Source organism: Mesorhizobium sp. IMUNJ 23232 (assembly GCF_044326205.1).
In the GTDB taxonomy this organism is placed as follows: domain Bacteria; phylum Pseudomonadota; class Alphaproteobacteria; order Rhizobiales; family Rhizobiaceae; genus Kumtagia.
Window position 1 is genome coordinate 58,556 of the sequence record NZ_JBIRCY010000020.1, and the last position, 21,360, is coordinate 79,915.

The 21,360-nt window shown below is 63.6% G+C and carries 28 protein-coding genes and 2 pseudogenes; 22 read left to right on the plus strand and 8 right to left on the minus strand.

Annotation, left to right across the window (positions count from 1 at the left end; translation table 11 throughout):
* Positions 1–26: 26 nt before the first annotated feature.
* A complete protein-coding gene (locus ACH196_RS16665) occupies positions 27–251 on the minus strand; it encodes a hypothetical protein (RefSeq protein ID WP_396648029.1) in 225 nt (74 codons plus the stop codon).
* A gap of 146 nt (positions 252–397) precedes the next feature.
* Here ACH196_RS16665 and ACH196_RS16670 point away from each other — a divergent pair, with 146 nt between their 5' ends.
* Together ACH196_RS16670 and ACH196_RS16675 are read left to right on the plus strand one after the other, a co-directional pair.
* Positions 398–2,170 (plus strand): acyl-CoA dehydrogenase, encoded by a 1,773-nt coding sequence (locus tag ACH196_RS16670; protein ID WP_396648030.1) that lies wholly within the window; start codon positions 398–400, stop codon positions 2,168–2,170.
* Positions 2,171–2,184: 14 nt separating this feature from the next.
* The gene (locus ACH196_RS16675; protein WP_396648031.1) at positions 2,185–2,940 is read left to right on the plus strand and encodes a crotonase/enoyl-CoA hydratase family protein; all 756 of its coding nucleotides are present in this window, start codon (positions 2,185–2,187) and stop codon (positions 2,938–2,940) included.
* A 113-nt stretch (positions 2,941–3,053) separates the two neighbouring features.
* Here ACH196_RS16675 and ACH196_RS16680 read toward each other — a convergent pair whose 3' ends face one another.
* Complete coding sequence (locus tag ACH196_RS16680; protein WP_396648032.1) at positions 3,054–3,473, minus strand: BA14K family protein; 420 nt, start codon at positions 3,471–3,473, stop codon at positions 3,054–3,056.
* 230 nt (positions 3,474–3,703) lie between these two features.
* Between ACH196_RS16680 and ACH196_RS16685 the strand changes: the two genes are divergently transcribed.
* Positions 3,704–4,648 carry an adenylate/guanylate cyclase domain-containing protein gene (locus ACH196_RS16685; RefSeq protein WP_396648033.1) on the plus strand — a complete coding sequence of 315 codons (945 nt, stop codon included), beginning with the start codon at positions 3,704–3,706 and terminating at the stop codon, positions 4,646–4,648.
* A gap of 71 nt (positions 4,649–4,719) precedes the next feature.
* Here ACH196_RS16685 and pdxH read toward each other — a convergent pair whose 3' ends face one another.
* Positions 4,720–5,334 (minus strand): pyridoxamine 5'-phosphate oxidase, encoded by a 615-nt coding sequence (pdxH, locus tag ACH196_RS16690; protein ID WP_396648034.1) that lies wholly within the window; start codon positions 5,332–5,334, stop codon positions 4,720–4,722.
* 66 nt (positions 5,335–5,400) lie between these two features.
* On the opposite strand from pdxH, the gene ACH196_RS16695 reads away from it, so the two are divergent.
* Together ACH196_RS16695 and ACH196_RS16700 are read left to right on the plus strand one after the other, a co-directional pair.
* A complete protein-coding gene (locus ACH196_RS16695) occupies positions 5,401–5,838 on the plus strand; it encodes an RT0821/Lpp0805 family surface protein (RefSeq protein ID WP_396648035.1) in 438 nt (145 codons plus the stop codon).
* Between the two features lie 101 nt (positions 5,839–5,939).
* The gene (locus ACH196_RS16700; protein WP_396648036.1) at positions 5,940–6,857 is read left to right on the plus strand and encodes a DnaJ C-terminal domain-containing protein; all 918 of its coding nucleotides are present in this window, start codon (positions 5,940–5,942) and stop codon (positions 6,855–6,857) included.
* Positions 6,858–6,902: 45 nt separating this feature from the next.
* Here the strand turns inward: ACH196_RS16700 and ACH196_RS16705 are convergent, their stop codons facing one another.
* Positions 6,903–7,745: a TetR/AcrR family transcriptional regulator gene (locus ACH196_RS16705; RefSeq protein ID WP_396648037.1), complete on the minus strand. Its 843-nt coding sequence runs from the start codon at positions 7,743–7,745 to the stop codon at positions 6,903–6,905.
* A 175-nt stretch (positions 7,746–7,920) separates the two neighbouring features.
* Between ACH196_RS16705 and mddA the strand changes: the two genes are divergently transcribed.
* From mddA to ACH196_RS16725, 4 genes are all read left to right on the plus strand, one after another.
* Positions 7,921–8,655 (plus strand): methanethiol S-methyltransferase, encoded by a 735-nt coding sequence (gene mddA / locus ACH196_RS16710; RefSeq protein ID WP_396648038.1) that lies wholly within the window; start codon positions 7,921–7,923, stop codon positions 8,653–8,655.
* A 106-nt stretch (positions 8,656–8,761) separates the two neighbouring features.
* Positions 8,762–9,565 carry a class I SAM-dependent methyltransferase gene (locus ACH196_RS16715; RefSeq protein ID WP_396648039.1) on the plus strand — a complete coding sequence of 268 codons (804 nt, stop codon included), beginning with the start codon at positions 8,762–8,764 and terminating at the stop codon, positions 9,563–9,565.
* A 128-nt stretch (positions 9,566–9,693) separates the two neighbouring features.
* Entirely contained in the window at positions 9,694–10,512 is an 819-nt protein-coding gene (gene fabI / locus ACH196_RS16720) for an enoyl-ACP reductase FabI (protein ID WP_396648040.1), read from the plus strand.
* A gap of 42 nt (positions 10,513–10,554) precedes the next feature.
* Complete coding sequence (locus ACH196_RS16725) at positions 10,555–11,142, plus strand: histidine phosphatase family protein (protein ID WP_396648041.1); 588 nt, start codon at positions 10,555–10,557, stop codon at positions 11,140–11,142.
* A 48-nt stretch (positions 11,143–11,190) separates the two neighbouring features.
* Here ACH196_RS16725 and ACH196_RS16730 read toward each other — a convergent pair whose 3' ends face one another.
* Positions 11,191–11,439 (minus strand): DUF1344 domain-containing protein, encoded by a 249-nt coding sequence (locus ACH196_RS16730; protein WP_396648042.1) that lies wholly within the window; start codon positions 11,437–11,439, stop codon positions 11,191–11,193.
* Between the two features lie 161 nt (positions 11,440–11,600).
* Here ACH196_RS16730 and aroC point away from each other — a divergent pair, with 161 nt between their 5' ends.
* The 5 genes and pseudogenes from aroC to ACH196_RS16755 all read left to right on the plus strand — a co-directional run.
* The gene (gene aroC, locus ACH196_RS16735) at positions 11,601–12,701 is read left to right on the plus strand and encodes a chorismate synthase (protein WP_396648043.1); all 1,101 of its coding nucleotides are present in this window, start codon (positions 11,601–11,603) and stop codon (positions 12,699–12,701) included.
* Positions 12,702–12,708: 7 nt separating this feature from the next.
* Positions 12,709–13,398: a hypothetical protein gene (locus tag ACH196_RS16740; protein WP_396648044.1), complete on the plus strand. Its 690-nt coding sequence runs from the start codon at positions 12,709–12,711 to the stop codon at positions 13,396–13,398.
* A gap of 5 nt (positions 13,399–13,403) precedes the next feature.
* Positions 13,404–14,504 carry a 3,4-dihydroxy-2-butanone-4-phosphate synthase gene (gene ribB, locus ACH196_RS16745; RefSeq protein WP_396648045.1) on the plus strand — a complete coding sequence of 367 codons (1,101 nt, stop codon included), beginning with the start codon at positions 13,404–13,406 and terminating at the stop codon, positions 14,502–14,504.
* Positions 14,505–14,574: 70 nt separating this feature from the next.
* Positions 14,575–14,871, plus strand: coding sequence for a CopG family ribbon-helix-helix protein (locus ACH196_RS16750; protein WP_396648046.1), 297 nt, complete (start codon positions 14,575–14,577; stop codon positions 14,869–14,871).
* Positions 14,868–15,059: pseudogene (locus ACH196_RS16755) on the plus strand (type II toxin-antitoxin system RelE/ParE family toxin); the annotation flags it as partial. The gene ACH196_RS16750 and the pseudogene ACH196_RS16755, both read left to right, overlap by 4 nt.
* Positions 15,060–15,265: 206 nt before the next feature.
* Here ACH196_RS16755 and ACH196_RS16760 read toward each other — a convergent pair.
* Positions 15,266–16,486 (minus strand): MFS transporter, encoded by a 1,221-nt coding sequence (locus tag ACH196_RS16760; RefSeq protein WP_396648047.1) that lies wholly within the window; start codon positions 16,484–16,486, stop codon positions 15,266–15,268.
* 122 nt (positions 16,487–16,608) lie between these two features.
* Here ACH196_RS16760 and ACH196_RS16765 point away from each other — a divergent pair, with 122 nt between their 5' ends.
* The 8 genes and pseudogenes from ACH196_RS16765 (at position 16,609) to ACH196_RS16800 (ending at position 20,796) form a co-directional block, all read left to right on the plus strand.
* Positions 16,609–17,238 carry a TetR/AcrR family transcriptional regulator gene (locus tag ACH196_RS16765; RefSeq protein WP_396648048.1) on the plus strand — a complete coding sequence of 210 codons (630 nt, stop codon included), beginning with the start codon at positions 16,609–16,611 and terminating at the stop codon, positions 17,236–17,238.
* Positions 17,239–17,333: 95 nt separating this feature from the next.
* Positions 17,334–18,317, plus strand: a complete 984-nt coding sequence (locus tag ACH196_RS16770; RefSeq protein WP_396648049.1) for a hypothetical protein — start codon at positions 17,334–17,336, stop codon at positions 18,315–18,317.
* Between the two features lie 22 nt (positions 18,318–18,339).
* Positions 18,340–18,438 (plus strand): annotated as a pseudogene (locus ACH196_RS16775) (NAD(P)-dependent oxidoreductase); the annotation flags it as partial.
* 91 nt (positions 18,439–18,529) lie between these two features.
* The gene (locus ACH196_RS16780; protein ID WP_396648097.1) at positions 18,530–19,456 is read left to right on the plus strand and encodes a histone deacetylase family protein; all 927 of its coding nucleotides are present in this window, start codon (positions 18,530–18,532) and stop codon (positions 19,454–19,456) included.
* A 2-nt stretch (positions 19,457–19,458) separates the two neighbouring features.
* A complete protein-coding gene (locus tag ACH196_RS16785; protein WP_308058327.1) occupies positions 19,459–19,710 on the plus strand; it encodes an exodeoxyribonuclease VII small subunit in 252 nt (83 codons plus the stop codon).
* 85 nt (positions 19,711–19,795) lie between these two features.
* A complete protein-coding gene (locus tag ACH196_RS16790) occupies positions 19,796–20,062 on the plus strand; it encodes a type II toxin-antitoxin system Phd/YefM family antitoxin (protein ID WP_396648050.1) in 267 nt (88 codons plus the stop codon).
* A complete protein-coding gene (locus ACH196_RS16795; RefSeq protein WP_396648051.1) occupies positions 20,046–20,435 on the plus strand; it encodes a type II toxin-antitoxin system VapC family toxin in 390 nt (129 codons plus the stop codon). The genes ACH196_RS16790 and ACH196_RS16795 overlap by 17 nt, the downstream gene beginning before the upstream one ends.
* Before the next feature lie 70 nt (positions 20,436–20,505).
* Positions 20,506–20,796 (plus strand): DUF2277 domain-containing protein, encoded by a 291-nt coding sequence (locus tag ACH196_RS16800; protein ID WP_396648052.1) that lies wholly within the window; start codon positions 20,506–20,508, stop codon positions 20,794–20,796.
* Between the two features lie 60 nt (positions 20,797–20,856).
* Here ACH196_RS16800 and ACH196_RS16805 read toward each other — a convergent pair whose 3' ends face one another.
* A complete protein-coding gene (locus tag ACH196_RS16805; protein WP_396648053.1) occupies positions 20,857–21,093 on the minus strand; it encodes a type II toxin-antitoxin system RelE/ParE family toxin in 237 nt (78 codons plus the stop codon).
* A 53-nt stretch (positions 21,094–21,146) separates the two neighbouring features.
* Positions 21,147–21,296 (minus strand): hypothetical protein, encoded by a 150-nt coding sequence (locus tag ACH196_RS16810; protein ID WP_396648054.1) that lies wholly within the window; start codon positions 21,294–21,296, stop codon positions 21,147–21,149.
* Positions 21,297–21,360: the final 64 nt, after the last annotated feature.

Sequence of the window (21,360 nt, forward strand, 5' to 3'; positions counted from 1 at the left end):
CAATAGAAAGTTGGTTCGGTTCCCCTTCACCGCCCGAACTCGAACGGGTTCGGCGCCGGCATGGATGGCAATGTCCCCTCCGCCTCGCGCCGTTTAAAATGCGTCAGCGAACACGCCGGCGAGCACAATATGCCTCGATCGGACCAGTAGGCCGGACCGTTCTCGATCTGTCCGTGGTGATAGTTGAAGCCCGGCATGTTGTACGGCAGGCCGCATTCGACGCAGCGGCGGGTTTCGGGTCTGGCGAGCATTTTTCGGCCTCGGGCGATCGAGCAGGAGCGTCCTCTCCCTTAGCGCAGAATGCCGCTGGTGCCGAGCCTCTTCAATTGACGTTTACGTCAAAAGAACCTATCGGAAAGGCAATGGGGCCGCCGCGTCCCGGGAGGAGAGAGTGCCGATGTACCGCGCGCCTGTCGACGAGATCGCCTTCACGCTGAAGCACGTGGCGGGCCTGAAGGCGGCGCTCGATGCGGGCGTGCTCGGCGACCTTTCCGAGGACGTGGCCGATGCGGTGCTGGCCGAGGCGGGCCGATTCGCCACTGAGGAAGTCGCGCCGTTGCGTGCCAACGGCGACCGTCAGGGTGCGGTGCTGGAAGGCGCTTCCGTGCACATGCCCGACGGCTGGAAGGAGCTTTACCGCCGCTGGATCGACGGCGGATGGAACGCGCTCTCCGGTCCGGCCGAGTTCGGCGGCCAGGGCCTGCCCACCATGCTGGCGGTCGCGGCGATCGAAATGTGGAACTCCGGCTCCATGGCCTTCGGCATCGGCCCGACGCTGACCATGGGCGCTGTCGAAGCGCTCCACAAACATGCCTCGCCGGAGTTGCAGGCGATCTATTTGGAAAAGCTGGTGTCGGGCGAGTGGATGGGGACGATGAACCTCACCGAGCCGCAGGCGGGCTCCGATCTGGCGGCATTGCGCACGCGCGCCGAGCGGGCCAGCGACGGTACCTACCGCATCTTCGGCCAGAAAATCTTCATCACCTATGGCGAGCACGATTTTTCGGACAACATCGTGCACCTCGTTTTGGCGCGGCTGCCCGACGCGCCGGCCGGCACGCGCGGCATTTCGCTGTTTCTGGTGCCGAAATTCCTGGTGAACGAGGACGGGTCACTAGGCTCCCGCAACGACGTGTTCTGTTCCTCGCTGGAACACAAGCTCGGCATTCATGCCTCGCCGACCTGCACGATGATCTATGGCGACGGTTTCGCTGAGGATCGCGAACCGGGCGCCGTCGGCTGGCTGGTGGGCGAGGAGAACAAGGGCCTCGCCTGCATGTTCACGATGATGAACAATGCGCGTCTCGCCGTCGGCATGCAGGGCGTCGCGGTTGCCGAGGCGGCGTTCCAGAAGGCGTTGGCCTACGCCAATGAGCGCCGGCAAGGCAAAGCGCCGTCCCATGTGGGTGAAGGCATGGCCCCGATCGTCCACCATCCGGACACCCAGCGCACGCTGCTCACCATGAAGGCGCTGACGCAGGCCGCGCGTTCGATCGCCTATTGCTGCGCGCATGCCATCGACATGGCGCGCGCCGGCGGCGATGAGGCGGCGTTCTGGCAGGAGCGCGCCAATCTGCTGACGCCGGTGGCGAAGGCCTTTTCCACCGATGTCGGCGTCGACGTCGCTTCGCTCGGCGTGCAGGTGCATGGCGGCATGGGTTTCATCGAGGAGACGGGCGCCGCCGCTCTGCTACGCGATGCCCGCATCGCGCCGATCTATGAAGGCACAAACGGCATCCAGGCGATCGACCTCGTCACGCGGAAACTGCCGCAGTCGGGCGGGGAGCATGTTCGCGGCTATGTCACCGAACTGCGCCATGACGCGGAGGCACTTCGAAATTCGAATCTCGCGGGGATGGGGCGCAGCGCCGAAAAGATCGAAGGCGCGCTGGACAACCTGCAAGCCGCGACCGATGCCCTGCTCGCCATGCTGGCGGAGGGTCGCATGCAGGCGGCGTTGGCCGGTGCGACGCCTTATCTCAGGCTGTTCGCGCTCGCCTCGGGCGCCGCCATGCAGGCGCGGGGTGCAGTGAAATCCGGCGCGGCGGAGCGGATCGCGCTCTGCCGCTTCTTCGCCGAAAACCTTGCGGGCGAGACGGGCGCGCTGCGCGACCGCGTCATCAATGGCGGCGAGAGTCTCGAAGCGGCCGCAAAAACCCTGATCGCCTGAACCGGAGGAACAGTGTGAGCGACCATATCATGATCGAACGGCGCGGCGCGGTGCAGGTCATCCGCCTGAACCGGCCGGACAAGAAGAACGCCATCACCCGCGCCATGTATGGCGCGTTGTCGGCGGCTCTCGCCGCCGGCGACGCCGACCCGGCGGTGCGCGTCCATGTCTTCCTCGGCGTGCCCGGCGCTTTTTCCGCCGGCAACGACCTCGCCGACTTCATGGCGGTGGCGATGGGCGGCGATGGCGGCACGGAAGTCTGGGATTTCCTGCTGGCGCTGGCGACGGTGGAAAAGCCGATGATTTCGGGTGTCGATGGCATCGCCGTCGGCATCGGCGCGACGCTCAACCTGCACTGCGACATTACCATCGCCACCACCCGCACCGCGTTCCATACGCCCTTCGTCGATCTGGGGCTGGTTCCGGAGGCGGCGTCCAGCCTGCTGGCGCCGAAACTGCTCGGTCACCAGCGCGCCTTCGCGCTGCTTGGGCTGGGCGAGCCGCTGCCGGCCGAAGGCGCGCTTGCCGCGGGGCTGATCCATGCCATCGCGCCGGAGGACCGGCTGGAGGCCGACACGCTGGCCATGGCGGACAAGATCGCAGCCAAGCCGCCGGAAGCGCTGAAGATTGCCCGCGACCTGATGCGCGGCCCGCGCGATGCGGTCGTCGCGCGCATCAACGAAGAAAACGAGCATTTTCGCGCCCGGCTGAAGTCGGACGAGGCGCGCAACGCCTTCGCCGCCTTCCTATCACGCAAGAAACAGGGTTGACGCCGAAAACCCCCGCCGGCCGCGATTGAACGCGGCCGGCTGCGGGTAACCGATTCGGGTCGGGTTCATGTGGCCGGCTGGCGACGACTTTTCACCCGGTTATGCCTGGATGGTCACACCGGCGCGTAGCAGATGTGCCGGTAGCCGTAACCGTCCCGAAACGTGTTGTTGTAGGGGTTGTAGTTCGCATGGTGCTCGTAGCACCAGCGGACATGCGCATTGCCGGCCGGCGCGACCCGTTCATAGACCGGCGGCGAGGCGAGCGCGTTACCGATGATGGCGCCGGTGACGAAACCGGCCGCCGGCGGAATCCACCAGCCGCCGTAGCCGCCATGGCGATAGTAGCGATGGCCCCAGTCACCGCCGCCATGCCACCCGCCACCGCCATGCCGACCATGATCGTAGCGCACATCAGTGAAGCCGGCTTGATCAGACGCCAGGGAAGGCCCACCCATCGCATAGGCGGGAGCGGTGGAAGCCATTACGGCGAGCGACATTGCCGCCGCGCAGGCAGAGCACAGGAGCTTGTACATTTCGAAACCTCATGAATCATGCGCCCGCTGGGGCCACCGGAATCAACGGCGCGGCAACCGCCAGGTTGCCATTAAATCTTTGTAATCCGTGCCGTTGAAACGCCGGCATCGTGGCTGTGGCCGAACTGTCTGGCGCCAGTTGAATGACGCCGCGTCAACACCTATTTTCGCTAGGGCTGTGCGGATATGGTCACATGGGCGTTGTCGATGCCGGTAGAGGGAAAGAGGCGATGGAGACCGCCAACCGCAAGCTGACCACCGTCTTTTCCGCCGACGTGCAAGGTTTTTCGCGGCTGATGGAAGCCGACGAGGAAGGCACTTTCGCGACCCTAAAGGCCTATCGCGACGCGATGGCTCGCCTGATAGCCGGACATGGTGGGCGCGTCGTCAACACCTGGGGCGACGGCGTGATTGCCGAGTTCCCGAGCGTGGTCGCGGCGGTGCGCGCGGCGGTCGACGTCCAGAACGAACTGGCGACGAACAATGCCGAGCGCCCCGACGGCGAGCGCATGTTCTTCCGCATCGGCATCAATCTCGGCGACGTCATCGTCGACGGCAACGACATCTACGGCGACGGCGTCAACATCGCCGCGCGGCTGCAGGCCGAAGCCAAGGCCGGCGGCATCCTGATCTCCAACACCGTTTACGACCAGGTGCGCAACAAGATGCCGGTCGGCTTCGAGTTTTTGGGCAACCTGTCGGTCAAGAACATCGACGAGGCGATTCCGAGCTACGCGGTGCGCATCGGCGAGCCGGCCGCCGCGCAGGCGGCGAACTGGGGCCGGCAGGCGGCCGAACGGGCGGCGCGGCCAATGCCGGCGATGGCGGAGGAGCACGCTTCCGGGTCACGCCTCAACGTGCTGGGGTTTCGCCTCGACCGCAAGCAGGCGACCCTCGTCGTGATCGGCGTCGCGCTGGTGGCGATCAACCTCATCGCCTCGCCGCAGGTGTTCTGGGCGCGCTGGCCGCTTCTCGTGTTCGCTCTGATTGCCGGCCTCGACTGGGCGCGCCGCACCACACGTTTCGGCCGTACCCATGCGATCCTGCTTGTCATGGGCCTGTTCATCACCGGCATAAACCTGGCGTCGTGGCAGGGCGAGTTCTGGGCCGTCTGGCCGCTGCTCGCCTTTGCGTTTGTCGCCGCGGCGCGCTGGCTGATGCGCAGAAGCGCGTAGCGCGCGGCTATCCTTCGGCCTTTGCCCTGTCGGTTACCGTGCCGGCTGCGTGCTGAACAAAAGAGCGCGAATCACGGATAAAGCCGCGCCTTCGCCCAGCCGTCACCGTCGCGCGTGAAAATCACGCGGTCGTGCAGGCGGAACGGGCGGTCGTGCCAGAACTCCATCGACGACGGCATGATGCGGAATCCCGACCAATATTTTGGGCGCGGGATGCTGCCGATCGGGTATTTCGCCGTGCATTCGGCCACCGCCTTTTCCAGCGCGAAGCGGCTTTCCAGCGGCCGCGACTGCTTCGATGCCCAGGCGCCGATGCGGCTGCCGCGCGGGCGGGTGGCATAGTAGTCATCCGCTTCCGCATCCGAGACGATCTCGACCGGGCCGCGGATGCGCACCTGCCGGCGCAGCGACTTCCAGTGAAAACACATGGCGGCCTTCATGGTGCCAAGAATCTCGCGGCCCTTGGCGCTCTCGAAATTGGTGTAGAAGACAAAACCGCGTTCATCAAAACCCTTCAGCAGCACCATGCGGACATTCGGCATGCCGTCGGCATCGACGGTTGCCAGCGCCACGCCGTTCGGATCGTTGGTTTCGCTCTTCGTCGCGTCCTCCAGCCATTCCGCGAAAAGCCGGAACGGCTCGGTGCTTTCGGTGAAGTCACCGCTTCTTAACGTGTCCTGGTTCATTCTCCGCCTCCATTCCGTCCGGCAGTGCGGGGAGATTGCCGATTGTTGAGAGGCGCGCAAGCCTCAGTGGACGTTCATTGTTGTCCGGCGCGCCGCGCCGGCCTGCTTGCAGCCGTTCTGGCCTCACTGGTTTTGGGTGGATGCGCGTCCGGCGGCTTCAGCCTTTCCAAGGCCGAGACCGATCCGACGATCCTCACGGGCTCCGTTGGCGACGCGCCCGCCGCAACGGCAAGCCCCGAACAGATTTCCGATGAGGCGACGATCCGCAACGCCGTGTCGTCGGCCGACGTCGAATCACTGAAGGGCGCACCGATCCCCTGGGCCAATGCCGATACCGGCGCGCGCGGCGCGATCAGCAGCCTGGTCGAGGACAAAAGCGCCGGCATGCTCTGCCGCCGTTTCGTCACCTCGCGGGAAAGTTTCGACGGGGTGGCGCTCTACAACGGGCAGGTCTGCATGGTCGCGCCCGGCGCTTGGCGAATGGAGCGATTTGGCGCATCCTGACCCGGTGAATCAGCTTGCTTCTTTCGTTCCGCCCTCTGGAATTTGTTCCTAGTGCGACGCATATAAGGGGCGACATCAACCCCATGCCGCAGGCAGTATGAATGCGCGATCCCTATGAGGTGCTGGGCGTTGCGAAGACCGCGACGGCCAAGGACATAAAATCGGCCTACCGAAAGCTGGCCAAGAAATACCACCCGGATCAGAATCCCGACGATCCGAAGGCCAAGGAGCGCTTCAACGCAGCGACCCAGGCCTACGACATCGTCGGCGATGACAAGAACCGCGGGGCCTACGACCGTGGCGAGATCGATGCCGAGGGCAAGCCGAAGTTCCAGGGTTTCGAGGGACATCCCGGCGGGGATCCGTTCGCCGGATTCCGCAGGCAGCAGGGACCGGGCGGGTCGCGTTTCGAGTTCCGCACCGGTGGCGGCGAAGCGGCCGACATTTTCAGCGAGATTTTTGGCCAGGGCGGTTTTCCGGGCGGCGGTCAGGGTTTTCCAGGCGGACGCGGCATGCGCCAGCCTCCGGTCGGGGAGGATCTGAACGCCACGCTCGATGTCAGCATCGAGGAACTCGCAACGGCTGCGAAGGTCAGCGCGATCTTCCCTGACGGCCGCAAGCTGGCGGTGAAACTGCCGGCCTATGTCGAGGAAGGCCAGACGATCAGGCTGAAGGGCCAGGGCGAACAGGGGCCAGGCGGCGCGGGCGACGCGCTGGTCAAAATCCATATCCGCAGGCACGCGCGCTACCGCATCGAGGGTCGCGACCTGCATGTCGACCAGCCGGTTCCGCTGGAAGACGCGGTGCTCGGCGAAAAGGTCGCCGTCGAGACGCCGACCGGCAAGGTGGCCGTCACCGTGCCACCATGGTCGAGCTCCGACAAGGTGCTGCGGCTGAAGGGCAGGGGGCTGCCTGTCAAGACCGGAGGCCATGCCGACCTCTACGTCCACCTGCGCGTCATGCTTCCGGAAACGCCGGATCCCGAGCTGGAGGCGCTGGCGCGCAAGCGGCGCGGCTGAGACGACGCTGCCGGGTTTCGCCCAAAGGCCGCGGAAAGGCGAAGCTCAGGTCTGAATTTTCGAGGAAGCTTCCTCCATCGAAGTCTCCTCGATCTGTCGGATCGTCTCGCCGAAGCGGCGAAGCGCCTGCCTGACGGGGACGTGCCTGCTCTCGATCTCCAGCAGGATCATCGTTTCGCTGCCGAGGAAAACGGCGCTGACGAGGCTGGCCACTTCGGCTGCGGAAAACTGCCCGAGACCGCCGAACTTCCGGGCGGCTTCCTCGGCTAGCCCGGCCAGCAGCTCGAACCAGCCACGCAGATCGCGGCGCACCGCCTTGGCTATTTCAGGGCTCGACCAGCTCGCTGCGATCATTTCGTGCAGGACGCGGACGTAGCCGGACGCGAGATCCTCGTCGAGATGATCGCATGCACGCTCCCAACGGCGCCACAGCGGCATATCAGCGGCGAAAGTCGCGGCCTGGCGCTTTAGCAGGCGTTCGTTCAGATGATCGAGCAAAGCCAGGATCAGGCGCTCCTTGGAGCCGAAATGATAGTGGATCTGGCTCAGCGGAACGCCGGCTTCCTCGGCGACGCGCCGCGTCGACAGCTCGGCATAACCATCGCGGTTCAGACATATCTCGGCGGCTGCCAGCAGGTCGGCCCGCGTGTCACGTCTTGCCCCAGGCGAAGTCCCGGCAGGCGATTGGCGTGAACTGTCTTTCATCAGGTATTCCCGTCGCACGATGGGACACGCTGAGGGCGGGTCATGGCATCTCCTATCCACGGCCGCGCCACCATACTCAGAGCATTTCCCGACGGCCAAGACCTCATTCTGGTTTCTCATCGGGCAAGACGGGATGAGTACTTGCTGAGCGGCCAGGCAAAGCTGTGCGCCGGGCGGGGTCATGGCGCGGGCAGGTCCCCGACGAAACACACTGCCGTCGACATATGAAGAATCGGGCTGTTCTCCGCCTCTTGGTTCGTCGCAAAATCGACAAAGTTGACATTTCCACATTGTTGTGGTTTCTATCACATATCAGTCGGTCGATCGACCGAATTCTGTCGACATTTTGGAGGAGATAATGGCCGGCGCGATAACCCTTATCTACGGCATTGCCACATACCTGATATTCCTGGGCTCGTTCCTCTATGCGATCGGTTTCGTCGGCAACTTCGTCGTTCCGAAGTCGATCGATTCCGGTGTGGCGGGCAGTCCGGTCGAGGCCCTGGTCGTCAATGTCCTGCTGCTCGGTCTCTTCGCCGCGCAGCACAGCATCATGGCGCGGCCGGCGTTCAAGCGATGGTGGACGCGGCATGTGCCGGAGCCGGCGGAACGCAGCACCTATGTGCTGCTCGCCAGCCTCGTCCTGCTGCTGCTTTACTGGCAATGGCGGCCGATGCCCGAGCCCGTCTGGACGATCGTCGATCCGTTCTGGGTCACGGTCATCAACGGCGTATTCTGGCTGGGCTGGGGGATATTGCTGATCAGCACCTTTCTGATCAACCATTTCGAACTGTTCGGGTTACGACAGGTTTTTGCCGGCCTGCACAGGAAGGAATTGCCGGCGCCAGTTTTCAGGACGCCGCTGTTCTACAAATGGGTCCGGCACCCGCTCTATGTCGGCTTTCTGCTGGCTTTTTGGGCGACGCCGTCGATGACATGGGGCCATCTCCTGTTCTCGGTTGGCACCACCGGCTACATCCTGCTCGGCATCTTCCTCGAGGAACGGGATCTCGTCGCGATGTTCGGCGATCAGTATCGCGCCTATCGCAGGCAGGTGGGAATGCTCATCCCCTGGCGCAAAGTCGCCGGATAGGCCGCATCCCCGGTCGTCGGCGGCCGGATGCAAGAGCGCCTCGCAGGAGGCTTGGGACCATTCCGCGTACGGCGAGAATACGGTCCGGTCGATCGAGGAGACAAAGATGAACAAGTCCGCCGAATTCGACGCGTGGAGCGCGGGGCAGAGCTATGACCTTTATATGGGCCGCTGGAGCCGGCAGATGGCCGACAAATTCCTCGACTGGCTGGCGCCACCGCGCGACGCCGCCTGGCTCGACGCTGGCTGCGGCACGGGTGCGCTGACGGCGGCGATCCTCGCAAACTGCGCGCCGCGATCGATCCTGTCGGTCGATCCGTCGGAAGGTTTCCTGGCGCATGCTCGCTCGGCGATCCGCGACGGGCGCGTCCGTTTCGAGACGGCGAGCGCGCTGAACCTTCCGGCCGAGGACGCCAGTGTTGACGTCGCCGCCTCGGCGCTGGTGCTGAATTTCGTCCCTGACATGCAGGCGGCGTTGGCCGAGATGCGCCGGGTTCTGAAGCCGGGCGGGCTGCTGGCTTTCTATGTCTGGGACTATCCCGGCGGCGGTATGGGTTTCATCGATGCCTTCTGGAAAGCGGCGGCCGCGATCGACGAAAATGCAGGCGCGCTGGACGAGGGCAAGCGTTTTCCGTTCTGCACGCACGATGGGCTTGCCGGAATCTGTCATGCGGCGGGTCTGGTTTCACCGGTCGTCGAACCGCTGGAGATCGATACGGTGTTTCCCGATTTCGAGGCGTTCTGGCTGCCGTTCACGCTGGGCGCCGGCCCTGCGCCGGGCTATTGCACGAGCCTGACGCCGGAAAGGCGAGCCGCCTTGAAGGCGCAACTGGCGGCAACGCTTGGAACGGATGGCCCCATACGCCTCGTTGCGCGGGCCTGGGCCGTCAAGGCACGCTGGCCTGAATAACAGCCTCGATGCGCCGATCACCCGCCAAATGTCATCCAGGGGCGAAATCGAACGTGCTGTCGCTGCGCGCTTGATGCGGCGTTTTGCCTGTGCGATAGGGCGGACGCAACCAGTTCGGAGCAGCTTCGATGGCGGGTGGACAGGGCCTGATGGCCGGCAAGCGCGGCCTGATCATGGGCGTCGCCAACAATCGGTCGATCGCCTATGGCATCGCCAAGGCCTGCGCCGACCAGGGCGCGGAGATCGCGCTGACGTATCAGGGCGATGCCTTCAAGAAGCGCGTCGAACCGCTAGCGCAGGAACTTGGCGCACATGTCGTCGGCCATTGCGACGTCACGGATGCTTCGACGCTGGACGCGGTTTTCGGCGCCGTCGAAAAACTCTGGGGCAAGATAGACTTCGTCGTCCATGCCATCGCCTTCTCCGACAAGGAGGAGCTTGACGGCCGCTACGTCGACACCACCCGCGCGAATTTCCAGAAGACGATGGATATCTCCGTCTTTTCCTTCACCGATGTGGCCAAGCGCGCCGAGGCGCTGATGCCGGACGGCGGGTCGCTGCTGACGCTGACCTATTACGGCGCCGAGAAGGTGATGCCGCACTACAACGTCATGGGCGTCGCCAAGGCAGCACTGGAAGCCAGCGTGCGCTATCTCGCCGTCGATCTCGGCGGCAAGAATATTCGCGTCAACGCGATCTCGGCCGGGCCGATGAAGACGCTTGCTGCCTCCGGCATCGGCGACTTCCGCTACATCCTGAAGTGGAACGAATACAATGCGCCGCTGAAGCGTACGGTGACCCCCGAGGAAGTCGGCGATTCCGGCCTGTATTTCCTCTCCGACCTGTCGCGCGGCGTCACCGGCGAGGTGCACCATGTCGATTCGGGCTATCACGTCGTCGGCATGAAGGCGGTCGACGCCCCCGACATCAGCGTCGTCAAGGAGTGACCGGCAACGGCCGGTTGCCGGGTTTGGGGGCTGGCTTCCGGCATGTATCCGCTGATCTATTTCGTCCGGCACGGACAGACCGCCTGGAACAGCGAAGGCCGCCTTCAGGGGCAGGCTGAGAATGACATTACCGAGACCGGGCGCCGGCAGGCCGACCGCAACGGCGAAAAACTGCGCGAACTGATCGCCGATCCTGCCGCCTTCGATTTCGTCGCCAGCCCGATGCGCCGCACTCGCGAGACCATGGAGCGTGCCCGCGTCGCCATGGGGCTGCCCGCCGAGGGTTACCGCACCGACCCGCGCCTGGTCGAGGTCAGCTTCGGCGACTGGCAGGGTTTTACCTTCCTTGAACTGGAAGCGGCTGAGCCGGGCATCACGGCCGCGCGCACGAAAGACAAGTGGAATTTCGTGCCGCCCGGCGAAGGCGCCGAAAGCTACCAGATGCTTTTGGACCGCATCCGCCCTTGGCTCGATGCGGTGACCCGGCCGACCGTCTGCGTGACGCATGGCGGCGTCATGCGCACCATCTTCCGCGTTCTGGAGGACACGGCGCCGAAACGCGCCGCCACGCTGGAGATTTTCCAGGACCGCGTGCTGCGCCTGGAGAATGACCGGCTGGATTGGCTCTGAGATCCAGTCTCAGAGCGATTTCCGGACGGTCATTGAGCGCTGGCGCCGCTACTCCGGCAGTTGCATGTCGGTGATCAGATTCTGGCCTTCGATCTCGTCATAGGCGAGCAGCACCTCCATGCCGGGCTTGATCGAATCCATGTCGAACTCGCCAGGCAATTTGTAGGACTTTCCGTCGTCCAGCGTGATCGTCTGGTTGTCCTGGTCGATCGCCTTGATCTTGCCCTCCGCCTCGGCGGCGAGGGCGGCGGTGGTCATTAGAAATGCTGCGCAAAGGGCGCCGATCAGGGTACGCATATCGATCCTCTTCTTTTATTTGCATCCGCGTGACGCGGTTATTCCCCCGATTCAGGAGACCAGAAACAGGGGGAATGTGTCAAAACTATTTCTGCCCCCGCGCCGATTTGACCCCGTGGGCAAAGGCCAATAGAAGGCACGTCGTCGGTTCGGGCCTGTTCATGTCGCACAACACTTTCGGCCATCTCTTCCGCGTCACCACCTGGGGTGAGAGTCATGGCGCGGCACTCGGCTGCGTGGTCGACGGCTGCCCGCCCGGCATCCGCTTCACCCGCGCCGACATCCAGGCTGATCTCGATCGCCGGCGCCCGGGACAGTCGCGTTTCGTCACCCAGCGCCGCGAACCGGACGAGGTGAAAATCCTGTCGGGCGTCCTCATGGATGACGATGGTGACACGCTGGTGACGACCGGCACGCCGGTATCGATGCTGATCGAGAATGTCGACCAGCGTTCCAAGGACTATGGCGAGATCGCGAAACAGTACCGGCCCGGCCATGCCGACTACACCTACGACGTCAAATACGGCCTGCGCGACGACCGCGGCGGCGGCCGCTCCTCGGCCCGCGAGACGGCGGCGCGCGTCGCCGCCGGCGCTCTGGCCCGCAAGGTCGTGCCGGGCATGGTGGTTCGCGGCGCTTTGGTGTCGGTGGGGGAGAAAGAAATCGACCGCGCCAGTTGGGACTGGGATTTTGTTCACGACGACGAAAACCCGTTCTTCACGCCGGACCGCGCTTCCGTGTCCGTGTTCGCGGATTATCTCGATGGCATCCGCAAGGCCGGCTCGTCGGTCGGCGCGGTCATCGAGATCGTGGCCGAAGGCGTGCCGCCCGGCCTCGGCGCGCCGATCTACGCAAAACTCGACCAGGACATCGCCGGCAACCTGATGTCGATCAACGCCGTCAAAGGCGTCGAGATCGGAGAGGGCTTTGCCGCCGCGAAACTGCGCGGCGAGGAGAACGCCGACGAGATGCGCATGGGCAACGACGGCAAGCCGATCTTCCTGTCCAACCACGCCGGCGGCATTCTGGGTGGCATCTCGACCGGACAGCCGATCGTTGCGCGCTTCGCTGTCAAGCCGACCTCGTCGATCCTGACCCCGCGCCAGTCGATCGACAAGGACGGCCGCAACGTCGACATCCTGACCAAGGGCCGCCACGACCCCTGCGTCGGCATCCGCGCCGTGCCGATCGGCGAGGCGATGGTTGCCTGCGCGATCGCCGATCATTATCTGCGGCATCGGGGGCAGACGGGGAGGGCATAGACCGGCGATGCCGACCAAGTCCGACGACATTGGCAGGGTGATCAGGCATTCAGCAAAATCCCAACTGGCGCCAATGGGATTTTGCCAGATAGGCCGATCACGAACCTGGTATCGGGATCATGGTTTTTGGGCGGCCGTGGTAGAATTCCAGGCGAGTTCCTACTCCAAGGCTAGCTATCTCAACGTTTCTGCATCTTGGCTATGGGCGGACAAGAATTTCTGGGCATTTGACTACGGCGGCAGGGTTGCGAACTTGTTCTTCGAGTTTCAGAACGAAGAGCAGTTTGGACCCTTTGCCGAGGTTCTAGCTGCGAGGGCTGCCGATGAGTCTCGCCGGCTCCAGGTGGAGTTTTCCAGCCTGCCAGCCATTGCTCGGAAATTGACGGGAGAGGCCAATCAATCGATCGCTATCGGCAATCCGTCCATGTGGACGCTTTATCATGCGGCGGTCGTCTCAGCCCTCGTCGACGACGAGCAAGATGCGCAACGATTCTTTGACGAATTGCTCCAAGTGAGCGCCAACGCCGAGTGGCAGAAAAAGCTGCGTGAACAAAGTGTCAACCTGATATCCCACCTGAGAAGCCGAGAACATTTTATCCAGCAGGTCCAAGAGATTGTGGATCGTACCCGGTCGCAGTTGAAATTGCCTCAACTCGACGGTGCGCTATACCTCGCCTTGACCCAAAACCGAGTTTGACAAAAATGCCCTACGATCAGAAAAAAGTCGTCGAAGCGATCCGCGCCTTTGAGCGCGGCGAGATCGTGGTGGTCACCGACGACGACGACCGCGAGAACGAAGGCGATCTGATCGTCGCCGCGGTGCATTGCACGCCGGAGAAGATGGCCTTCATCGTCCGCCATACCTCCGGCATCGTTTGCACGCCGATGACCCGCGAGGACGCCCGTCGGCTGAACCTCGCGCCGATGGTTGCCGACAATGATTCGGCGCATACGACGGCCTTCACCGTTAGCGTCGACTTCAGGCACGGCACCACCACCGGCATCTCCGCCGACGACCGTACGCTGACCGTACGCAACCTCGCCAACGGCAATGCCGGCGCGTCGGATTTTCTGCGCCCCGGCCATATCTTCCCGCTGATCGCGCGGGAGGGCGGCGTGCTGATGCGCTCCGGCCATACGGAGGCGGCGGTCGACCTCTGCAAACTCGCCAACCTGCCGCCGGTCGGCGTCATCTCCGAACTCGTCAATGACGATGGCACGGTCATGCGCGGCCCGCATGTCATGGCCTTCGCGGAAAAGAACAACCTGAAGCAGGTGTCGGTGGCCGACCTGATCGCCTACCGCCAGCGCCAGGAGACCCTTGTCCAGCGGCTTGCCTGTTCCGACATTGAAACGCCCGGCGGCAAGGCACGGGTGTTCACCTATTCCGTGCCGTGGGATGTCATGCACCATCTGGCCGTGGTGTTCGGCGACATACGCGACGGCGAGGACGTCCCGGTACGCTTCCATTCCGAGGATGTCGTCAACGACGTGTTCGGAAAAGGCACGTCACTCAGGGATCTGCTGGCGTCCTTCGGCGAGCGCAAGCGCGGCGTCGTCGTCTATCTGCGCGAGGGCTCGGTCGGCGTCGCTCACACCGGCCGCAACCGGCCGGTCAGCGAGGATCGCGAAGGCCACGAGGAGGCGCGCCGCCGCGAGGCGGAATGGCGCGAGATCGGCCTCGGTGCGCAGATTCTAAAAGACCTCGGGGTGCAATCGATCGATCTCCTCGCCTCGCGCGAGCGTCACTATGTCGGCCTTGAAGGATTTGGCATCAAGATCGTGCGGACGGAGATTTTGTAGCCGTCATCCACTGACGGTCTCCTATCCTTGTATTATGATGTAGTTCGCATGTAACACATCGGGTGCGGTTATGACCGACAGCACGTTTACCTTTCGCGTCGACGATGACCTGAAGACCGCCTTTGCCGAGACCGCCAAGGCGCAGGACCGGACGGCCGCCCAGCTCCTGCGCGTATTGATGCGCGAAGCAGTCGAAGAGTCGCGAGCCAAACGCGAATATGACGAATGGTTCGACGCGGAAATCGACGCCGCGCTTAAGGAGGCCGACGATCCAAATACGGAGTGGGTTCCGCACGAAGTCGTCAAGGAGGACATGGCGAGGCAGCGGGCCGAACTTCTCGCTCGGATTGAGGCAGAGAAGAAGTGAAGGTCGTCTGGCTGACGCGAGCGCGGATCGAACGGCAGAAGGCTATCGACTACATCGCTCGCGACAGTCCCCAGGCAGCGTTGGGCCAGCTTGATGAAATAGAGCGGCAGACCGACATGCTGTTGGACTTTCCCAAAATTGGACGCCCTGGGCGCAGGCGCGGCACGCGCGAACTGGTGATCACGAGCACGCCTTTTCTGGCAGTGTATCGGATCGACGTGAAAGCGGCGGAGGTGCAAATCCTCCGCTGCTCCACGGCGCGCAACGTTGGCCGCCACGCAAACGTTCGGATCGGTGAGCGACACCCCGGCGGCAGAGCGGGCCGGGGGCGGATCGCCGGCAATGAAAAAGCGCTCCGGCGTTCGGCCGGAGCCCCTTTCCGATATGCGTCGCATCACTCCGCAGGTTGCGGCACTGCGGCGGATAAACTCCTGGCTCTTTCGCCGGCCAGCGTCCGCTGGCCGAAGAGCACGGTCAGCAAGGCGATCGTCCCGGACACGACCGACACCCAAAAGCCGTTCTGGGCCCCGAAAGTATCGACCACCCAACCGGCGGCGAAGGCGCCCAGCGCCATGCCGATGCCGATGCCGGTCATCACCCAGGTGACGCCCTCGGTCAGCATGGTTTCCGGCACCCGCCGCTCGATCAGGCCGAAGGCGGTGATGAAGGTCGGCGAGATCGCCACGCCGCTGGCGAAGACGGCCAGCGCCAGCATCGGCACCGTGTCGGCGACCAGCAGCGGCAGTGTGGTCAGCGCGATGACGGCGACGGCGATGGCGAGCTGCCGCTGCAGCGGCATTTTCAGGTTCAGCGCGCCGACGATCAGGCCGACGACGAACGAGCCGACCGCATAGACGCCGATGACCAGGCTGGCGGCGCTCGGCTGCCCGAGTTCCCTGGTAATCGCCACCGCGCTGACTTCGGCGGTCGCGAAGATCGCGCCGATGAAGATCAGGGCGAAGGTGACGATCTGCACCGGCCGCTGCCGGATCGCCGAGCCGTTCGCGCCTTGCTCGACTGGCCTGACCCGCGGCTCGGTCGAGCGCTGCAGAATGAAGGCAGCCGTGCCGAACGCAAGAAACAGCGTGCTCACCAGCATTCCCGCCTCGGGGAACAAGGCCACGCTGAGGCCGACCGAGAGCGACGCGCCGGCGATATAGACCAGCTCGTCCGCCGCCGATTCGAAGGCAAAGGCCGTGTTGAGTTCGGGGCGGTCGCGAAAGATCTCGCTCCAGCGCGCCCGGAGCAGCGCCGGAATGCTGGGCATGACGGCGGCCGCGAGCGCCGACACGAACAGCGTCCAGATCGGCCAATCTTGATGCGCGGCGGCGATCATCAGGGCGAAGGCGATGACGGAGATGATGGTGGTGGGAACGACGACACGCGACTGGCCGACACGGTCGATCAGCCGCGAGATTTGGGGTGCGGCGAAGGCGTTGGTCAGCGCGTAAGTCGCCGACACGGCGCCGGCCAGCCAGTATTCGCCGTAGGTCTGCGACAGCATGGCAACGATGCCGATCGGGGCCATGGCGATGGGCAGCCGGGCGAAGAAGCCGGCCGAGGCAAAACCTTTGGCTCCCGGCGCGCGGAAAATTTCCTTATACGGATTGGCCATCTTCATCTTCCTCGACAAGGGGTGGGCCGTAAACTACATACGTGGCGTATGAGTTTTAGATAGTTCATACGTTGCGTATGTCAATTGGCATACGCAACGTATGTGAATAGGGCCAGACGACGATGCACAGACCGCGCAAGGAGATGATTGCCGAGACCCGCGCCAAGCTGATCGAGGCAGCCCGCCGTGCCTTCGGCACTGTGGGGTATGCAGAGGCCTCGATGGATGACTTCACCGCCGAGGCCGGGCTGACGCGCGGCGCGCTTTACCATCATTTCGGCGACAAGAAGGGACTGCTGCAGGCGGTGATCGCCGAGATCGACGCCGAGATGAACGCGCGGCTCTGCGCCATCTCCGCTAGCGCGCCCAACCGCTGGCAGGGTTTTGTCGACGAAACCGTCGCCTATATCGAGATGGCGCTGGAGCCTGAAATCCAACGCATCGTGCTGCGCGATGGGCCGGCGGTGCTCGGCGACCCGTCGCGATGGCCGAACGCCAACGCGTGCGTCTCGTCGATGACAAAAAACCTGACGCTTCTCAAGGAACAGGGCGTTATCGTCGATGTCGACCCGGAAGCGGCCGGACGCCTGGTCAGCGGCGCCTCCCTCTACGCCGCGCAATGGATTGCCAATTCCGACGATCCAGAGGCGACGTCGGAAAAGGCGGTCAAGGCGTTCCGGGCGATGCTTGACGGTTTTCTTGTTCCGGCGAAAGTTGCCGAAACTCGGTCCATTCAGCCCGCTGGAGCCTGACGGTCGGTTGATTCCGGCGCGAAGCCGCTGCCGTGGCAGGGGCGGCGCGTTCGACTATAGTTCGGGCGAACGCTTGGCTGGGGGCGATTCGCCAGATGTGGGATTTCGAGATCGGCAGGACCATCGGCATCGTGCTGCGCACCTGGCCGTTCGTCGTCTTTCGCATGATCGTCTATTTCGGCATCACGCTGGCCTTCATCGTCGTGACGGCGACGGGCGCCGGCGTTGGATATGGCGCCGGCCACATCTTTGATGACGCCGGTGGTCCGCTTGGCCTCGGCCTTTGGGGCGGCGTCGCCGGCTTCACGTTGGTTTCAGCGGTGCTTTATTGGGCGCGAGAGTACATTCTCTACATCGTCAAGGCGGGCCACATCGCCGTCATGGTGCATCTGATCGACGGGCATGAGGTGCCTGGCGGACAGGGCCAGATAGCCTATGCCCGGCAGGTGGTCACCGCCCATTTCGGCGAGGCGAACACGCTGTTCGTGCTCGACCAGTTGATCAAGGGTGCGATCCTGGCGATCACCGGCCTGATCGGCGGTATAACCGCCTTCATCCCCATACCGGGCCTGAGCACGCTGGTAAGTTTCGTCAACTCCGTCATCCGCATGTCGATGACTTATGTCGACGAGATCATCCTCGGCTATAACATCCGCCAGGACAGTACGGAGCCCTTCGACACCGCCTGCCGGGCGGTCGTGCTCTATGCGCAGAATGGCAAGGCGATGATCAAGAACGCGCTGTGGCTGACCATCTTCATGTGGGTCATCGCCATCGTCGTCTTCCTGTCGACCCTCGCCCCCGCCGCAGCGGTTCTCTATTACATGCCCGGCCAGCTTGCCGGCTGGGGTTTCGTGTTGGCCATCATCTTCACCTGGGCTTTCTCGTCCGCCTTCATCGAGCCCTTCTGCATCGCCGCACTGATGCAGGTCTATTTCCGCCGCATCGAGGGCCAGGCACCCGATCCGGAATGGGACCGGCGCCTGTCGGACGCATCGAAAAAGTTCCGCGAGTTGAAGGAAAAGGCTGGCGCTTCGGTCGGCGGAGCCGCCTGGGGCAGGGCGCCGGGCACTGCCTGATTTTTGCCATGCCTGAGAGACCTATGGCGGACAGGCGCAATCGACTGCCGTCGCGCGCCTCCTGGAGGATGCACTTGGCACCGACCTACGCGCGCCAAGCTTTCCGTCGCGGCTTGAATAGCATGTCTCTGACGGCGCGAATCTGTTGATGCCGCCGTCCGGTATCGTTGCAAGACGTGGTCTTTCCCGTCCCGCGCGCCTATATCGGGTGCATGGCCACCAAGCTCTACACACATCCCGTCTTCCTCGAACATTTGACGCCGCCCAGCCATCCCGAACGGCCGGATCGGCTTCGCGCCATTGAGCGGGTGCTGGAGGAAGACGCCTTTGCCGACCTGGTCCGTGTCGAGGCGCCCGAGGCCGACGAACAGGCGCTGACTTACGCCCATCCCGAGCGCCACGTCGACAAGATCCGCGCCGCGATCCCCGAGACGGGCATCCGCTCGATCGATGCCGACACCTCCGTCAGCCCGAAGAGCTGGGAGGCGGCGATCCGCGCCGTCGGCGCGGCCAACTCTGCCGTCGACGACGTTTTCGGTGGCAAGGCTGACAATGTCTTCGTCGCGGCCCGCCCGCCTGGCCATCACGCGGAAAAAACCACCGCGATGGGTTTCTGCCTGTTCAACACGGCGGCCATCGCCGCCCGCCATGCGCAGAAAAAACATGGCGCCGAGCGCGTCGCCATTGTCGACTGGGACGTGCACCACGGCAACGGCACGCAGGACATCTTTTGGGACGATCCCAGCGTCCTCTACTGCTCGACGCACCAGATGCCCCTCTATCCCGGCACCGGCGCCAGGGACGAGACCGGCGTGGGCAACATCGTCAATGCGCCGCTGTCGCCGCGCACCGGAAGTGACCTTTTCCGCGAGGCGTTCCGCGCCCGCGTGCTGCCGGCGCTCGACAATTTTGCGCCGGACCTGATCATCATTTCGGCCGGATTCGACGCCCACCACCGCGACCCACTGGCGGAGATCTATCTTACCGAAGAAGACTTCGACTGGGCGACTGGCCAGTTGCTCGACCGCGCCGGAAAGAGCGCCGGCAACCGCCTGGTTAGCCTGCTGGAAGGCGGTTACGACCTGGAAGGCCTATCCTCCTCCGTCGCCGCCCATGTCAGCCGCATGATGAGAGGATGAGAATGGCCGAGGAACCGAACGCCGACATCAAGGCCATGAGCTTCGAGCAGGCGCTCGACGCGCTGGAAAAGATCGTCGACGATCTGGAGCGCGGCGACGTGCCGCTCGACCAGTCGATCCGTATCTACGAGCGCGGCGAGGCGCTGAAATCCCACTGCGACCGTTTGTTGAAGTCCGCCGAGGACAAGGTTGAAAAGATTCGCCTTTCCCGCGAGGGCAAGCCGGTGGGCGTGGAGCCGCTGGATGGGGAGTGACGCGCAAGGGAATCAAGGCGTCGTTTTGGATTGCTCTCTTCCTGTACAGTCACTACATTAGCCCGACTTAGCTAAGGAGGTGACAATGCCTGTCGTGAACATGCATGAAGCCAAATCCTCGCTCTCGCGGCTGGTGGAGGCTGTTGCATCCGGCGAAGAGGACGAGATCGTGATTGCCCGCAACGGCAAGCCAGCAGCGAAGCTTCTGCCGATTGAAGGGAGCCGCAAAGGTGGTGTGAGGTTGGGTCTGGCCGCCGGAAAGTACCGTTCCATATCGCTTGAGGAATTCAACTCCACCGACGATACAATTGCCGCCATGTTTGACGGGTCCGAAGTTGAACCTTCTCGTTGACACGCATGTTGCGATCTGGCTGGTTTCTTCACCCGAGCGCCTGCCTGACAAAATAACCAGCCTGCTTGTCGACGAGGCCAATAGGGTGTTCGTTTCCGCAATTTCTATTTGGGAAACCTCCATCAAGTTTGCGCTGCACAAGCCGTCCAGCCCGCCATTTCCGGGTCGCGAACTATTGCGGTTGGCCGTCGCGTCCGGTTGCGAGATGTTGGTCGTGAAGGAAGCGCACGCAAGTGCCGTGGACGATCTGCCTCTGCTGCATGGCGATCCGTTCGACCGGCTACTCATAGCCCAAGCACTCAGCGAGCCTATGCGGCTGATTTCCGCGGACCGTCAGGTTGCGGCCTACAGCGATACGGTGATCTCTTGGTAGCGAAGCTCAGGTCGGTTTGAACAGTGCCGGCACGTCCACTACATTGGGATTGCCTCGAAAGGATCGAGCCATGTGCCGCAACATCAAGACGCTGTTCAATTTCGATCCGCCGGCGACCGACGAAGAGATCCATGACGCCGCACTGCAATTTGTCCGAAAACTGAGCGGGGCGAACAAGCCGTCGAAGCGCAACGAGGACGTTTTCAACCTCGCGGTCGAACGGATTGCCGCCGCCGCGAAGGAACTGCTCGTGTCGCTCGAGACCACCCAGCCGCCGAAAGACCGCGAGGAAGAGACTGTAAAGGCGCGCGCCAGATCGGCTCACCGTTTCGCCAAACAGCCGGAGATCGTTTTCGAATAAGCTTCTTTCGGGAAACGACCCGCACCCATCCTATAGCGATTGCAGGCCTATCGGAATTCTCTATTCGTCTTCGTATTCGCGCTCCTGTGCCGGGTGCTTGACGCTCAGCACAACGACCGTATCGTCCGCTTCGTCCACGGCGTAGTAGATCAAATAGGCATATTGGGTCGTCACCAGTTTCCGCACGCCCTCCGTGGATTGTCGGCGACCAGCGAAGGGGAATGCTGTAAGCAACTGAAAAGACGCAAAAATACTTGCCCGGACGCGTCGCGCCGCTTGCGGGCTGCGCGCTTTCAACTAGTCGGCGCTGCTTGTGAGATTGTCGTTGGCGCGGCGTGTCAGCCGCAGCTTCATGCGCCGAACCGGCGGAAGGTGGCCTCGACCTCCGCTTCTGTGGCGAATTCACCGCGGCGCATCTGCGCGAGTCCTTCCAGCACGTCCGGCAGATGCGCGACATCGATATCCTCGGCAGCATCGCTCTCGGCGATCGCGAGCATCATGCGCGCGACTTCCTCCTGATCAGCATCAGGCAGGCGCCGTACCGCCTCGACGGCTTTCCTCAAA